The sequence below is a fragment of the Ralstonia sp. SA306 genome (genome assembly GCF_054792405.1).
Map to the genome: position 1 here is coordinate 2,628,852 of NZ_CP096451.1, position 13,205 is coordinate 2,642,056.

Genomic DNA, 13,205 nt, shown 5'->3' on the forward strand with positions numbered 1-13,205 from the left:
CACAATGGGCAAACCCAAACCATACAGGAGACACGGCGATGGCAAAGAAAATTCTGATGCTGGTCGGCGACTACGTGGAGGACTACGAAGTCATGGTCCCCTTCCAGGCGCTGCAGATGGTCGGCCACACGGTGCACGCCGTCTGTCCGGACAAGCGCGCTGGCGATTCCGTCGCGACCGCCGTTCACGATTTCGAAGGCGCGCAGACGTACTCCGAAAAACCCGGCCATCGCTTCACCGTCAACGCCACCTTCGCCGACATCGACCCGGCAGCGTATGACGCACTTGTCGTGCCCGGCGGCCGCGCGCCCGAATACCTGCGACTGAACGCCGGCGTGCTTGATGTCGTGCGGCACTTCGCCCATGCGGACAAACCCATCGCGGCCATCTGCCACGGTGCACAGCTGCTATCGGCGGCGGGTGTGCTGGAAGGCAAGGCGTGCTCGGCATATCCGGCATGTGGCCCCGAAGTCACGGCGGCGGGCGGCACCTTCAAGGACATCCCCGTCGACCAGGCCCACACCGACGGCAAGCTGGTCACGGCGCCCGCCTGGCCGGCACATCCGGCGTGGTTGGCACAGTTTCTTGAAGTCCTGGGCACGCGGGTTCTACACTGATTCGGTTGCCCGCACGCCGGGCGCCCCAGGAGCCCCCGGCCATGTGCGAAATCTTCATCCGCGCCAATCCCCATTCCTACGACAGCCTCGCGCGTTCGCTACGCCTGCACGGCGTGGCGACCAGCGTGCGGCTGGAGTGCCTGTTCTGGGAGGTGCTCGAAGAGATTGGCCAGCGCGATGGCCTGACGGTCAACCAGCTCATCAGCAAGCTTTACGACGAGTTGTTTGAGCGTCGCGGCGAGGTGGCGAACTTCGCGTCGTTCCTGCGCGTCTGCTGCCTGCGCTATCTCATGCTGAAGCAGGAGGGGCGCATTCCGGCCGATACGCGGGTGTCGATCAGCTCGCTCGATGCCGCGGCGGTGCTGGATGGCCTGCCGGCCAACATGGCCGATGCCCCACCGCCGCGCCGCTCGCGCGGGCCGCTACTGGAAACGTTCATCAAGTAAGCGCTGGCATCAACGCGGCGAGAGCCGCTCCTCGGCCATCTGCAGCCCCTCGGGTGTGCCGCGCAGCACAACGATATCGCCCAGCTCCAGCACCGTATCTGGATCGGGATCGAGCGCGCGAATGCCCTGGCGCCGAATCGCCGTGACCGACGTCTTGAACGTTTCCAGCCCCATCGTGCCGAGCTTATGGCCGATGGCAGGCGAGCCTTTGACCAACGGCACCGAGTGCAGGCGCACGGCGTCGCGCTCGAGCATGTCCTCCTCGTCATCCTGACCATGGAAGTAGCCGCGCAGCAGGCTGTAGCGTGCATCGCGCATCTCCTGCGCACGGCGCACCACGCGGCGCAGCGGCACGCCCAGCAGCACCAGCGCGTGTGAGGCCAGCATCAGGCTCCCTTCGATGATCTCGGGGACGACCTCGGTGGCGCCGGCTTGCTGCAGGCGATCCAGGTCGGCATCGTCGATGGTGCGCACGATCACGGGCAGGGTCGGCTCCAGCGCCTGCACGTGGTGCAGCACCTTCAATGCTGAAGCCGTATCGGCATAGGTAATGGCGACCGCCGCTGCGCGGTGGATACCGGCGGCCACCAGCGACTCGCGCCGCGCCGCGTCGCCATAGACGACGTGCTCGCCCGCGGCCGCAGCCTCGCGCACGCGGTCGGGGTCCAGATCGAGCGCGACATAGCCGATGCCTTCCTGCTCCACCATATGCGCCAGATTCTGGCCGCTGCGCCCGTAGCCGCAGATGATGACGTGGCGCTCGGTGGCAATGCTCTGCGCGGCAATCTTGGTCATGGCCAGCGATTGCATCAGCCAGTCCGTGCGCGACAGCCGCATGGCAATCACGTCGCTGTACTGGATCAGGAACGGCGCCAGCAGCATCGACAAAAGCATCGCCGCCAGGATCGCCTGGCCGAGCAGCGGGTCGATCAGTCTCATGCCGTCAATCTGGTTCAGCAGCACGAAGCCGAACTCACCGGCCTGCGCCAGCCCCAGGGCCGTACGGATCGCCGCACCGCCACCTGAACCGAAGGCCCGCGCCAGCAGCGCAATCAACACAAACTTGAACAGCACCGGCGCCATCACCAGCCCCAACACCAGCGCCCAGTGCTCGAAGACCACGCGCGGGTCCAGCAGCATGCCGACCGTCACGAAGAACAGCCCCAGCAGCACGTCGCGGAACGGCTTGATGTCTTCTTCCACCTGCAGCTTGTACGGCGTTTCCGACACCAGCATGCCGGCCAGGAATGCGCCTAGCGCCATCGAGAGGCCCAACCGCTCCGTCAGCGCCGCCATGCCCAGCGTGACCAGCAGCAGGTTCAGCATGAACAGCTCCTGCGAGCGCCGCGCCGCCACGAGGTGGAACCAGCGCGACAGCAGCTTCTGCCCCAGAAACAGGATCAGCACCAGCGCGACGGTGATCTTGAGCGCGGCAATGGACAGCGCTAGCACGAGGTCCGTTGGGTTCTTGCCCAATGACGGCACCACGATCAGCAACAGCACGACCGCCAGATCCTGGAACAGCAACACGCTGATGATGTTGCGGCCGTGCTCGGTCTCGAGTTGCAGACGCTCGGCCAGCATTTTTGAGACGATGGCCGTGGAAGACATGGCCAACGCGCCGCCCAGTGCCAGGCCTGCCTGCCAGGATAGCGGGTACCAGTGGGACAGCACCATCGAAACGGGAATCGTGAGCAGGATGGTCAGTCCCACCTGCGACGCCCCGAGCCCCAGCACCAGCCGCCGCATCGAACGCAGCTTGGAGAGGTTGAACTCCAGCCCGATCGAGAACATCAGGAAGACCACCCCGAATTCCGCCAGGTAGCGCGTCTGCGCCGTATCGGATTCCAGCCCTGTCGCCTTCGGCCCGATGAGGACGCCCACCACGAGGTACGCCAGCATCGGCGGCAATTGCAGCATCCGGAACAGCACCACGCCGATCACGGCGGCGGCCAGCAACACGAGGGTGAGTTCCAGCGGCGAATGCATGCGACGCGAAAAAACCAATCGAAAGGGGTTGGACAGGAGGGCCGGATGCCGCGCATCAAGACGGTGCGTGCGCAAGCGAGCACGCAGGCGCTGCAAGACCGATGCCAGGATATAAACGAAGAACGCGATACGCGAGACGCCGCAGAGCAAAAAATGACGGCGTGGCGACGGGAAGAAAGTGATTTGGAAGCCGAATGCCGCGGCGCAGCAAAACGGAGCGCCCGCACGCTCCGCCCACTCCCCGCAAGTCAAGTCCCAACGCGCCGCCAGCGGCCGAGGACTGTGTCAATCGTTGTTATACTTCGCCGCCATGATAGCGAATTTCAATCCGGACCGAGCGCTTGCGCTGGCGCAGCAAACCTTCGACATCGAAGCGCAAGCCGTACTCGGTCTCAAAACCCAGGTGTCCGCCGACTTTGCGCGCGCGGTCGAAATGGTGCTCGGCTGCACCGGCCGTGTCGTCGTGTCCGGCATGGGCAAATCGGGCCACGTGGCGCGCAAGATTGCCGCCACGCTGGCCTCGACCGGCACGCCGGCCTTCTTCGTGCACCCGGCCGAAGCCAGCCATGGCGATCTCGGCATGGTCACCCACGACGACGTTTTCATCGGCTTTTCCAATTCCGGCGAAGTGTCGGAGCTGAACGTCATCCTGCCGCTGGTCAAGCGGATGGGCGCCAAGCTGATCGCCATCACGGGCAACCCGGAGTCCTCGCTCGGCAAGCACGCCGACGTGGTGCTCAACTCGCATGTCGATGTCGAAGCCTGCCCGCTGAACCTTGCTCCCACCGCCAGCACCACCGCGCAGATCGCGCTGGGCGATGCGCTGGCCGTGGCCGTGCTCGACGCACGCGGCTTCGGTGCAGAAGACTTCGCACGCTCGCATCCGGGCGGATCGCTCGGCCGCAAGCTGCTGACGCACGTGCGTGACGTCATGCGCGCCGGCGACGCCATCCCCCGCGTGGACCAAGACACGTCGCTGTCGCAGGCGCTGATGGAAATCACCCGCAAGGGCATGGCGATGACCGCCGTGGTCGATGCCCAAGGCCGCGCCGTGGGCGTGTTCACCGACGGCGACCTGCGCCGCCTGCTCGAAACCCCGCGCGACTGGCGCACCGTGCCCATCCACGAGGTCATGCACAGCAACCCGCGCTCGGTCGGCCCCGACCAGCTCGCCGTTGAAGCCGTCGAAGTCATGGAAACGCACCGCATCAACCAGTTGCTGGTGGTCGATGCCGCCGGCCTGCTGGTCGGCGCGCTGCACATCCACGACCTGACGCGGGCCAAGGTCATCTGACCCGCCCACGCCACTGATGATCACTCCGGCCCCATTTCCCACCGACAGCGTCCACAGCAACATCGACGCACGCTTTCCGCAGGCAATGGAACGCGCCGCGCGCGTGCGTCTGATGGTGTTCGATGTGGATGGCGTGCTGACCGACGGCCGCCTGCTTGTCGGCCCTGAGGGTGAAATCAGCAAGGCGTTCGACACGCTCGACGGCCACGGCATCAAGCTGCTGGCACAGGCCGGCGTCACCACGGCCATCATCTCCGGACGGCAATCCGAAATCGTAGCTTGGCGCGCCGGGGAACTCGGCATCGAACATCTGTACCAAGGCGTAGCCGACAAGCGCGAGGCATTTGCCCGCCTGCTGGCTGCCACGCAACTTCAGGCCACCGACGCCGGCTACATGGGCGACGACTGGCCCGACCTGCCGGTAATGACGATGGTGGGCTTTACCGCCTGCCCCGCCCAGGCCCATGCCGAACTGCGCAGCCGCGCCCACTACGTCGCCCAGGCTACGGGAGGACGCGGCGCCGTGCGGGAAGTGGCCGACCTGATCCTCAAGGCTCAAGGCGCCTATGACGCCCTGCTTGCGCAACTGCTGCAGGCCCCGCAATCCTTCTGACTCCATGGCCAGCGAACGCTCCCAACGCCTCGTCTCCACCGTGCTGCAGGTCATGCTGCGCGGGCTGCCGATCCTGCTGATGGCGATCGTCTGCGGCGTCACGTTCCTGCTCGTGCAGGTCAATACGCCACAAACCGACGAAGCCGCCACCCAGCCCAAGCGCCACATCGCTGACTACACCATGGACGGCATCTCGGCCACTGCCCTGGACGAGACCGGCACGACCAAATACCGCTTCACCGGCGTCCACATGAATCACTATGAGGACGACCTGACCTACGACGTCACGTATCCCGCACTGCGCGTTTATGCGCCCGATCGCCCGCAGGTCACCGCCCGTGCAGACCTTGGCAAGATGAACGGCGACGGCACCATCGTTGATCTGTACAACAACGCCAAGGTCATCCGCGCGCAGGGCCCCGACGCCCGCCAGGACCCGCTGATGACGGCCGATTCGACGTACTTCCAGGTGCTGCTCAACGACGACATCGTGCGTACCGACAAGCCGGTCGAGCTGCACCGGGGGCCGTCGATCATGAACGCCAACGGCCTCACCTTCAACAACGTGACGCGCCAAGTACAATTGCTTGGCAACGTGCGCGGCCGAATCGAAGGGCTGGGGGCGCCGAAGCAGTAAACTCTGCCCCCGAACCTGACAACGCCCACCGACCGCGCCCTTCTCCGACGTGATCCCCATGACTGACTCCCTCCGTGCTGCCGGCCTCGCCATCGTCGCTGCGCTGCTGTTACCGGCCCTGCCCGCGCACGCCGAGCGCGCCGACCGCGACAAGCCGCTCGTACTCGAAGCCGACAACGCCAGCTACGACGATCTGAAGCAGGTCTATCACTTGACCGGCAACGTAGTGCTGACCAAGGGCACCATGGTGCTGCGCTCCGACGAGGCCGATCTGCGGACCGATCCCGAGGGCTACAACTACGCCGTCGCCACATCCAAGCCCGGCAATCTCGCCTTCATTCGCCAGAAGCGGGACAACGTCGACGAATACATCCAGGGTTGGGGCGAGCGCATCGAATACGACGGCAAGCAAGAGATTTCCAAGCTGATCACCCGCGCACGCATGGAGCGCCTGCAAGGTGCGACGCAGCTCGACGAAATCCGCGGCGCGGTCATCACGTACGATGGACAGAAGGAGTTCTACACGGCCTCGGGCGGCGCGGAAAACGCCACCTCCGCCAATCCGTCGGGCCGCGTGCGCGCCGTTCTCGCACCGCGCACAAGCACACCTGCCGCGCCGGCATCTACCCCGGCCGCCAAGCCCTGATCTGTACTGCCTGTCTTTTCTGTTTCGCTTATGTCTGCCACCACCCTCGCCCCCAAAACTGCAGCGCCGCAGGCCACGACGTCCAGCACGCTGGTCGTCCGCCATCTGAAGAAGCGCTACGGCACGCGCACGGTGGTCAAGGACGTGTCGCTTGACGTGAAAAGTGGCGAGGTGGTCGGCCTGCTCGGCCCCAACGGCGCGGGCAAGACGACCTCTTTCTACATGATCGTCGGCCTGGTGGCGCTGGACGCCGGCGACATCGTGCTCGACGGCGAACACATCAGCCGCCTGCCGATCCACCAGCGTGCGCGCATGGGCCTGTCGTATCTGCCGCAGGAAGCGTCGGTGTTCCGCAAGCTCAACGTGCAGGAAAACATCCGCGCGGTGCTCGAGCTGCAGGAACAGAACGGCAAGAAGCTCTCGCAAGACGAAGTCAACCGCCGCCTTGACGGCCTGCTCGACGACTTGCAGATCGCCCACCTGCGCGACAACCCTGCGCTGTCCCTATCGGGTGGTGAACGCCGCCGCGTGGAGATTGCCCGCGCGCTGGCCTCATCGCCGCGCTTCATCCTGCTCGATGAACCGTTTGCCGGCGTCGATCCGATCGCGGTGGGCGAGATTCAACGCATCGTCAGCTTCCTGAAAGACCGCAATATCGGCGTGCTGATCACCGATCACAACGTGCGAGAAACGCTGGGCATCTGCGATCACGCCTATATCATCAGCGAAGGCACCGTGCTGGCTGCGGGCATGCCGGAACAGATCATCGAGAACGAGGATGTACGCAAGGTGTATCTGGGCGATAACTTCCGGATGTAAGCCACACCGCACGCCTACGCCTTAAGGACGTGGCAAAGCCGCACCTTAAAGCAAAATCCGTTCCATCGACCGAGTGTTGGGCATAGAATAGCCCGCATGAAACAGTCGCTCCAGCTCCGTCTCTCTCAGCATCTCGCGCTCACGCCGCAGTTGCAGCAATCGATCAGGCTGCTGCAACTGTCGACCATCGAACTGCAACAAGAAGTTGAGCAGGCCCTGACCGAAAACCCGCTGCTGGAGCGGGAAAACGAGTGGCTTGACACGTCCGCTCGCATTGGCTCAGACGGCTCCGTCAACGCGCTGCAAAGCAACACCGCCACGCCCCTGCCCACCGAATCGCCCCCGCCCGCACCCAACGGTGCCGACAGCAGCGACAGCTCGGACAGCAGCTACGAGAACGGTCACGACAGCGGCGCCGATTTCGACAGCGATTACGGCTCCGACCGCTCCGACTGGAGCCTTGACGACTTCGCCCGCAAACCGCAATCCGACGAAGACGACCGCGCCCCGCTGCAGTTGCGCGAAGCCGAACAAAGCCTGCGCGAATTCCTTATGGAACAACTCGCGCCGCTCAAGCTGTCGATGCTCGACAAAGGCCTCGTCATCTTCCTGATCGAATCGCTCGACGACGAAGGTTATCTCTCGGGCACGCTCGACGAAATCCTCGCGGATCTGCCCGCCGAACTCGAAGTCGAACTGGACGAACTGCAAGCCGCGCTGCGCATGCTGCAGAGCTTTGATCCGCCCGGTGTCGGCGCGCGCTCAGCCGCCGAGTGCCTGTCACTGCAATTGCACCGGCTCGATTCGCCTGCGAAAGCGCTGGCGCTCATCATCGTCAATCAGCATCTCGAACTGCTAGCCGCGCGCGACTACACGCGTCTGAAGAAGGCACTGTCCGTCGACGAACCAGCATTGAAGGCAGCGCATGAGCTGATTCGTTCACTGGCGCCGTTCCCGGGTCATGCATTCGGTCGCGCGGAAGCTGATTTCGTGGTGCCTGACGTGATCGTGCGCAAGACAAGCGCAGGCTGGATGGCGCAACTGAACCCCGACGTCATGCCGCGCCTGCGCATCAACGACATGTACGCGCAGATCCTGCGCAGCAGCCGCGGTGAATCGGGCGCCGCCAATCTGCAGCAGAAGCTGCAGGAAGCCCGTTGGCTGATCAAGAACATTCAGCAGCGCTTCGATACGATCCTGCGTGTCTCGCAAGCCATTGTCGAGCGTCAAAAGAGCTTCTTCACGCACGGCGAAATCGCCATGCGCCCCTTGGTTTTGCGGGAAATAGCCGATACACTGGGTCTACACGAGTCCACGATCTCCCGTGTGACAACCAACAAATACATGGCGACCCCGATGGGGACGTTCGAGTTGAAGTACTTCTTCGGCAGCCATGTATCGACGGAAACCGGCGGGGCCGCGTCATCCACCGCGATACGCGCGCTCATCAAGCAACTTGTAGGAGCCGAAGACCCGAAGAATCCTCTGTCCGATAGCAGAATTGCCGAGCTGTTAGGCGAACAAGGATTCGTGGTGGCCCGTCGGACGGTGGCCAAATACCGCGAAGCCCTCAAGATCCCTGCAGTGAATTTGCGCAAGTCTTTATAGCCGCATCGCGGGCAGTTCCGGTGCGGCTCATCTTGAGAAGGAGAACCGCTATGAACTTCAAACTCAGTGGACACCACCTGGACATCACGCCCGCTTTGCGTGAGTACGTGGAAACGAAACTGGAGCGTGTGATCAGGCACTTCGATCAGGTGATTGGCGTCAGCGTGTTGCTATCGGTCGATAACCACAAGGAGAAGGATCGGCGTCAGTACGCGGAAATCAACCTGCACCTCAAGGGTAAGGATGTCTTCGTCGAATCACACCATGAAGATCTTTATGCGGCCATCGACCTACTCGTCGATAAACTGGACAGGCAAGTGATCAAGTACAAGGACCGCGTGCAGGGGCACGACCGTGACAGCATGAAGCACCAAGCCTTCCAGGCCGTGCAGATGCAGCAATAGCAGGACGGCACCGCAAAAACCGCGCCCCGAGTTGGCGCGGTTTTTTTATGCCGTGGTGCATTCGTGACGAATCCGATTGCAACGGATTTAAGTCGGGCTAAAATCTGACGAAAGTATGAATGCTGGCGTGGCGCGGCTTTTGACGCGATGCTGGCAAAAACAGGGTCGATGCCGCGCGCACATTGCCGGCACCGGCTGATTGCAGCCCTGGGGGATTCGCTTCTCTGCCCTGCGTGGTGCACCGCTGGTGCGCCGCACAAAGCCGCGCGACACGTGGTCTATAATGACCTCATTGTCCGCGCGCCATCTTGGTGCAGAAGGATGCCGCTCATTTCACGCATTGCACATGAATCGCTTGGCCAAACTGCTGCCGCCCGGGAACATCGCCCTCGACGTCAGCGTAACCAGCAAAAAGCGGGTATTTGAACAGGCTGGCCTGCTGTTCGAGAACAACCACGGCATGACGCGCGCAGTCGTCACCGACAACCTGTTTGCGCGCGAGTCGCTTGGCTCCACAGGCCTGGGAGCCGGCGTGGCCATTCCGCATGGCCGTATTAAGGGGCTCAAGCAACCGCTGGCTGCATTCATGCGTCTGTCCGAGCCGGTGCCTTTTGAGTCACCGGACGGCAAGCCTGTCTCGCTACTGATCTTTCTGCTGGTACCCGAACAGGCCACCCAGCAGCATCTGGAAATCCTCTCTGAAATCGCCCAACTGCTGTCCGACCGTGACATGCGCGAAGGCCTCGCCACCCTGCCGTCGCCCGAGGCGATTCACCAGCTACTGACCGAGTGGCGGCCCTGAGCGCAGCGCGATCGGTGGCAAGCGCAACCGATTGCGAGCGCGCTATGCCCCGTCGGCACCACTGTGCCCTGCTATGGAACTGACCGGCGTCATCGCCCAATCGATCTTTGACGACAACGCAGCCGATCTGAAGCTGTCGTGGGTCGCCGGCCTGGAGGGCGCGGACCGCGCGTTCGACGTGGATTTCGCCAAGGAAGCGACATCTGCGGCGGACCTGGTCGGGCACTTGAACCTCATCCACCCGAATCGCATCCAGGTGCTCGGCAAACCCGAGATCACCTACTACCAGCGCCTATCGGAAGAAAACCGCAAGCGCCAGATGGGCGAGCTGATCCTGCTGGAGCCGCCCTTTCTGGTCGTGGCGGATGGCGTGGATCCGCCGCCGGACCTGGAGCTGCGCTGCACCCGCTCGTCCACGCCGCTGTTCACGTCACCGATTTCGTCGGCCGCGGTCATTGATCATCTGCGTTTGTATCTGTCGCGCATCTCTGCGCCGCGCGTGACGATGCACGGGGTATTTCTCGACATTCTCGGCATGGGCGTGCTGATCATGGGCGATTCGGGCCTGGGCAAAAGCGAACTGGGCCTGGAGCTGATCTCGCGCGGTCACGGTCTGGTGGCCGATGACGCAGTCGATTTCGTGCGCCTAGGGCCGGATTTCATTGAAGGCCGCTGCCCGCCGCTGCTGCAGAATCTGCTGGAAGTGCGCGGTCTGGGCCTGCTCGACATCAAGACGATCTTCGGTGAGACGGCTGTGCGCCGGAAGATGAAGATCAAGCTGATCGTCCAGCTCGTGCGCCGCAACGATGGCGAGTTCGAGCGCCTGCCGCTCGATTCGCAGTACCTCGATGTGCTCGGTTTGCCGATCCACATGGTGAAGATCCAGGTGGCGGCCGGCCGCAACTTGGCCGTGCTGGTCGAAGCCGCCGTGCGCAACACGATTCTGCGCCTACGCGGCATCGATACGTTGCGCGACTTCATGGACCGCCAGCGCGCCGCCATGCAGGCCGAAGCCGCCTCGCACTCGCCTCAGGGTCGCCTGCTTTAACAAAGTCGCCACAAAGTTTCGCCGTCGGGCCGGTTTACCCTAGTTTTTGGTGCGAAACGTCAACCCGACGTGCGGCCTCTCCGTTGTGGGAGGGAATGCGCCGAGCACGCACGCGGCGGCGTTCATCGCGAGCGCGGTGGCTGTCTTCGCCCGCTCTTCTGACGGTACCCAAGGAGAACACGACGATGAAACAACTGATTGCCGCTTGCGCCCTGGCGCTCCCATTCATGGCCGGCCAGGCTTTCGCCCAAGGCAGCGCACCGGCAGCTGCGCCGGCCGCACCTGCTGCCGCTCCGGCAGCCAAGAATTCGCAGCAAGAAAAGATGAAGCAATGCAACATGGACGCCGCCGGCAAGAAGGGCGACGAGCGCAAGGCTTTCATGAAAGGCTGCCTCTCTGACAAGCCGGCTGCCGCCGCCAAACCGATGACGCAGCAGGAAAAGATGGCCGCCTGCTCCAAGGCCAACAAGGGCAAGAAGGGTGACGCCTACAAGAACGCCCAGAAGGAGTGCCTCTCGAAGGGCTGAGCATCCCTTTAGCTTCGTTTAAAAAAGGCGGCCAGATCGGTCGCCTTTTTTACTGGTCGCTGCTTTGCAATACAGGGATGCTATCCTCGCGGCATGCGGATCATTCTCATCACCGGTATGTCGGGTTCAGGGAAATCGGTCGCCCTGAACGTGCTCGAAGACGCAGGATACTATTGCGTCGACAACCTGCCCGCGCAGTTCATCCCCGAACTGGCGCGCTATCTGTCGGACCAGGGTTATACGCATCTGGGTGTGGCCACTGACATCCGCAGCCGTGAATCGCTGCGCAAGGTGCCTGAGACGGTCACCGTGCTGCGCAAGGAACACGACGTGCGCATGCTGTTCCTGACAGCGAGTACGAACGCGCTGGTGCAGCGCTATTCCGAGACGCGCCGTCGGCATCCGCTGTCGATCCGTAACGGCCGCCCTGATAGCGCCGCCAATGTGCAGGCGGCTGCCAAGGGCCTCGACACCTCGCTCATCGAAGCGATAGAAATGGAGCGCGAGCTGCTCAGCCCGCTGGCCGATCCGGCGCATCGCATCGACACCAGCACGCTGCGCACGAACGCCCTGCGCGCGTACATCAAAGAGTTCATCAGCGACGAGCCGCATGACATCACGTTGATGTTCGAATCGTTCGGCTTCAAGCATGGCGTGCCGACCGATGCTGATCTCGTCTTCGACGTGCGTTCGCTGCCCAACCCTTACTACGACACGCAACTGCGCCCACTCACCGGGCGCGACCAGCCCGTCATCGATTTCCTGCAAAGCCAGCCGATGGTGCTTGCGATGGCAGAGGACATTCGCGCCTACGTGGAAAAGTGGCTGCCGAGTTTCATCGCCGACAACCGCAGCTACCTGACCGTCGCGATCGGCTGCACGGGCGGCCAGCATCGTTCCGTGTACATCGCGGAACGGCTTGCCACGTACTTTCGCGCGCATGGTAATGTGTTGGTCCGCCACCGCGAATTGGCCGTAGACGGCTGAACCGCGCGCCAGACACAGCCCGCGCGCCGGCCAGCCTCATTTGGATGCGGCTTCTTGCGCGGCACCACGCGAAAATCTTGCCGCCTGCTCAAAGTCCGTCCATGCAAGAAGACATCGCTCTCTCACCGTTCTCGCCGCTGCCGCCGCTGCCCACCGAGCTGTCGCTGTTTCCGTTGCATACGGTGCTGTTTCCCGGCGGCCTTCTCCCGCTGCGCATTTTCGAAGCCCGCTACATCGATATGGTGCGCACGTGCCTGCGCGACAAGACGCCGTTCGGCGTCTGCCTGATCGAGCGCGGCAACGAAGTGGCCACCACAGACGGCACGACCGTACCGGTCGACGTGGGCTGCATCGCCCACATCGTCGAGTGCGACATGGAGCAGCTCGGCCTGCTGATGATCAAGGTGCGCGGCACGCAGCGCTTCAAGGTGCTGTCGTTCGAGACTACGCCCGACGGCCTCATGCGCGGCACGGTCGAGCCCATTGGCGCAGACGTGGAAGACTGCAAGGGCGAACTTTTCGACGATTGCGTGGGTGCCCTGCGCCGCATCATCACCACACTCGGATCACGCGAAGATGGCAACGTCCCGATGGCGGAACCCTATGAGTGGTCCAGCCCGAGCTGGGTCGCGAATCGATTGTGCGAACTGCTGCCGGTGCCGCTCAAGGCCAAGCAGAAGCTGATGGAACTGATGGACGCCGGCATGCGCATCGAGATCGTCCATCGCTACATGAAGCAGCATCACATTCTGTGATGCTGCTTCAGCC

Annotated in this window: 15 protein-coding genes; 14 read left to right on the forward strand and 1 reads right to left on the reverse strand. The window is 63.3% G+C overall.

Going from position 1 to position 13,205, the window contains the following annotated elements; translation table 11 throughout:
* Positions 1-38 precede the first annotated feature (38 nt).
* Both M1D44_RS12525 and M1D44_RS12530 read left to right on the forward strand, forming a co-directional pair.
* A complete protein-coding gene (locus tag M1D44_RS12525; RefSeq protein WP_024976706.1) occupies positions 39-617 on the forward strand; it encodes a DJ-1/PfpI family protein in 579 nt (192 codons plus the stop codon).
* Positions 618-658: 41 nt separating this feature from the next.
* Positions 659-1,063, forward strand: coding sequence for a ribbon-helix-helix domain-containing protein (locus M1D44_RS12530; protein WP_024976707.1), 405 nt, complete (start codon positions 659-661; stop codon positions 1,061-1,063).
* 9 nt (positions 1,064-1,072) lie between these two features.
* Here M1D44_RS12530 and M1D44_RS12535 read toward each other — a convergent pair whose 3' ends face one another.
* The gene (locus tag M1D44_RS12535) at positions 1,073-3,052 is read right to left on the reverse strand and encodes a monovalent cation:proton antiporter family protein (protein WP_024976708.1); all 1,980 of its coding nucleotides are present in this window, start codon (positions 3,050-3,052) and stop codon (positions 1,073-1,075) included.
* Positions 3,053-3,362: 310 nt separating this feature from the next.
* Between M1D44_RS12535 and M1D44_RS12540 the strand changes: the two genes are divergently transcribed.
* The 12 genes from M1D44_RS12540 (at position 3,363) to M1D44_RS12595 (ending at position 13,192) form a co-directional block, all read left to right on the forward strand.
* Positions 3,363-4,346 carry a KpsF/GutQ family sugar-phosphate isomerase gene (locus tag M1D44_RS12540; RefSeq protein WP_112185937.1) on the forward strand — a complete coding sequence of 328 codons (984 nt, stop codon included), beginning with the start codon at positions 3,363-3,365 and terminating at the stop codon, positions 4,344-4,346.
* Positions 4,347-4,362: 16 nt separating this feature from the next.
* Positions 4,363-4,959 carry a KdsC family phosphatase gene (locus tag M1D44_RS12545; protein ID WP_024976710.1) on the forward strand — a complete coding sequence of 199 codons (597 nt, stop codon included), beginning with the start codon at positions 4,363-4,365 and terminating at the stop codon, positions 4,957-4,959.
* A 4-nt stretch (positions 4,960-4,963) separates the two neighbouring features.
* A complete protein-coding gene (lptC, locus tag M1D44_RS12550; RefSeq protein ID WP_024976711.1) occupies positions 4,964-5,596 on the forward strand; it encodes an LPS export ABC transporter periplasmic protein LptC in 633 nt (210 codons plus the stop codon).
* A gap of 58 nt (positions 5,597-5,654) precedes the next feature.
* Positions 5,655-6,242: a lipopolysaccharide transport periplasmic protein LptA gene (gene lptA / locus M1D44_RS12555; RefSeq protein ID WP_112185941.1), complete on the forward strand. Its 588-nt coding sequence runs from the start codon at positions 5,655-5,657 to the stop codon at positions 6,240-6,242.
* A gap of 30 nt (positions 6,243-6,272) precedes the next feature.
* Positions 6,273-7,061 carry an LPS export ABC transporter ATP-binding protein gene (gene lptB, locus M1D44_RS12560; protein ID WP_004633384.1) on the forward strand — a complete coding sequence of 263 codons (789 nt, stop codon included), beginning with the start codon at positions 6,273-6,275 and terminating at the stop codon, positions 7,059-7,061.
* 96 nt (positions 7,062-7,157) lie between these two features.
* The gene (locus M1D44_RS12565) at positions 7,158-8,669 is read left to right on the forward strand and encodes an RNA polymerase factor sigma-54 (RefSeq protein ID WP_024976713.1); all 1,512 of its coding nucleotides are present in this window, start codon (positions 7,158-7,160) and stop codon (positions 8,667-8,669) included.
* Positions 8,670-8,719: 50 nt separating this feature from the next.
* Positions 8,720-9,073 (forward strand): ribosome hibernation-promoting factor, HPF/YfiA family, encoded by a 354-nt coding sequence (gene hpf / locus M1D44_RS12570; protein WP_004633388.1) that lies wholly within the window; start codon positions 8,720-8,722, stop codon positions 9,071-9,073.
* 346 nt (positions 9,074-9,419) lie between these two features.
* Positions 9,420-9,875 (forward strand): PTS IIA-like nitrogen regulatory protein PtsN, encoded by a 456-nt coding sequence (ptsN, locus tag M1D44_RS12575; RefSeq protein ID WP_024976715.1) that lies wholly within the window; start codon positions 9,420-9,422, stop codon positions 9,873-9,875.
* Positions 9,876-9,948: 73 nt separating this feature from the next.
* A complete protein-coding gene (hprK, locus tag M1D44_RS12580) occupies positions 9,949-10,923 on the forward strand; it encodes an HPr(Ser) kinase/phosphatase (RefSeq protein WP_004633393.1) in 975 nt (324 codons plus the stop codon).
* 185 nt (positions 10,924-11,108) lie between these two features.
* Positions 11,109-11,450 (forward strand): PsiF family protein, encoded by a 342-nt coding sequence (locus tag M1D44_RS12585; RefSeq protein WP_316852773.1) that lies wholly within the window; start codon positions 11,109-11,111, stop codon positions 11,448-11,450.
* 93 nt (positions 11,451-11,543) lie between these two features.
* Positions 11,544-12,437 carry an RNase adapter RapZ gene (rapZ, locus tag M1D44_RS12590; RefSeq protein ID WP_316852774.1) on the forward strand — a complete coding sequence of 298 codons (894 nt, stop codon included), beginning with the start codon at positions 11,544-11,546 and terminating at the stop codon, positions 12,435-12,437.
* 101 nt (positions 12,438-12,538) lie between these two features.
* Positions 12,539-13,192, forward strand: a complete 654-nt coding sequence (locus M1D44_RS12595; RefSeq protein WP_024976718.1) for an LON peptidase substrate-binding domain-containing protein — start codon at positions 12,539-12,541, stop codon at positions 13,190-13,192.
* Positions 13,193-13,205 lie beyond the last annotated feature (13 nt).

Excerpts from the sequence above, each read along its gene's own strand:
- M1D44_RS12525 (WP_024976706.1), top strand. The coding sequence starts at position 39 with ATGGCAAAGAAAATTCTGATGCTGGTCGGCGACTACGTGGAGGACTAC.
- M1D44_RS12530 (WP_024976707.1), top strand. The coding sequence starts at position 659 with ATGTGCGAAATCTTCATCCGCGCCAATCCCCATTCCTACGACAGCCTC.
- M1D44_RS12535 (WP_024976708.1), bottom strand. The coding sequence starts at position 3,052 with ATGCATTCGCCGCTGGAACTCACCCTCGTGTTGCTGGCCGCCGCCGTG.
- M1D44_RS12540 (WP_112185937.1), top strand. The coding sequence starts at position 3,363 with ATGATAGCGAATTTCAATCCGGACCGAGCGCTTGCGCTGGCGCAGCAA.
- M1D44_RS12545 (WP_024976710.1), top strand. The coding sequence starts at position 4,363 with ATGATCACTCCGGCCCCATTTCCCACCGACAGCGTCCACAGCAACATC.
- lptC (WP_024976711.1), top strand. The coding sequence starts at position 4,964 with ATGGCCAGCGAACGCTCCCAACGCCTCGTCTCCACCGTGCTGCAGGTC.
- lptA (WP_112185941.1), top strand. The coding sequence starts at position 5,655 with ATGACTGACTCCCTCCGTGCTGCCGGCCTCGCCATCGTCGCTGCGCTG.
- lptB (WP_004633384.1), top strand. The coding sequence starts at position 6,273 with ATGTCTGCCACCACCCTCGCCCCCAAAACTGCAGCGCCGCAGGCCACG.
- M1D44_RS12565 (WP_024976713.1), top strand. The coding sequence starts at position 7,158 with ATGAAACAGTCGCTCCAGCTCCGTCTCTCTCAGCATCTCGCGCTCACG.
- hpf (WP_004633388.1), top strand. The coding sequence starts at position 8,720 with ATGAACTTCAAACTCAGTGGACACCACCTGGACATCACGCCCGCTTTG.
- ptsN (WP_024976715.1), top strand. The coding sequence starts at position 9,420 with ATGAATCGCTTGGCCAAACTGCTGCCGCCCGGGAACATCGCCCTCGAC.
- hprK (WP_004633393.1), top strand. The coding sequence starts at position 9,949 with ATGGAACTGACCGGCGTCATCGCCCAATCGATCTTTGACGACAACGCA.
- M1D44_RS12585 (WP_316852773.1), top strand. The coding sequence starts at position 11,109 with ATGAAACAACTGATTGCCGCTTGCGCCCTGGCGCTCCCATTCATGGCC.
- rapZ (WP_316852774.1), top strand. The coding sequence starts at position 11,544 with ATGCGGATCATTCTCATCACCGGTATGTCGGGTTCAGGGAAATCGGTC.
- M1D44_RS12595 (WP_024976718.1), top strand. The coding sequence starts at position 12,539 with ATGCAAGAAGACATCGCTCTCTCACCGTTCTCGCCGCTGCCGCCGCTG.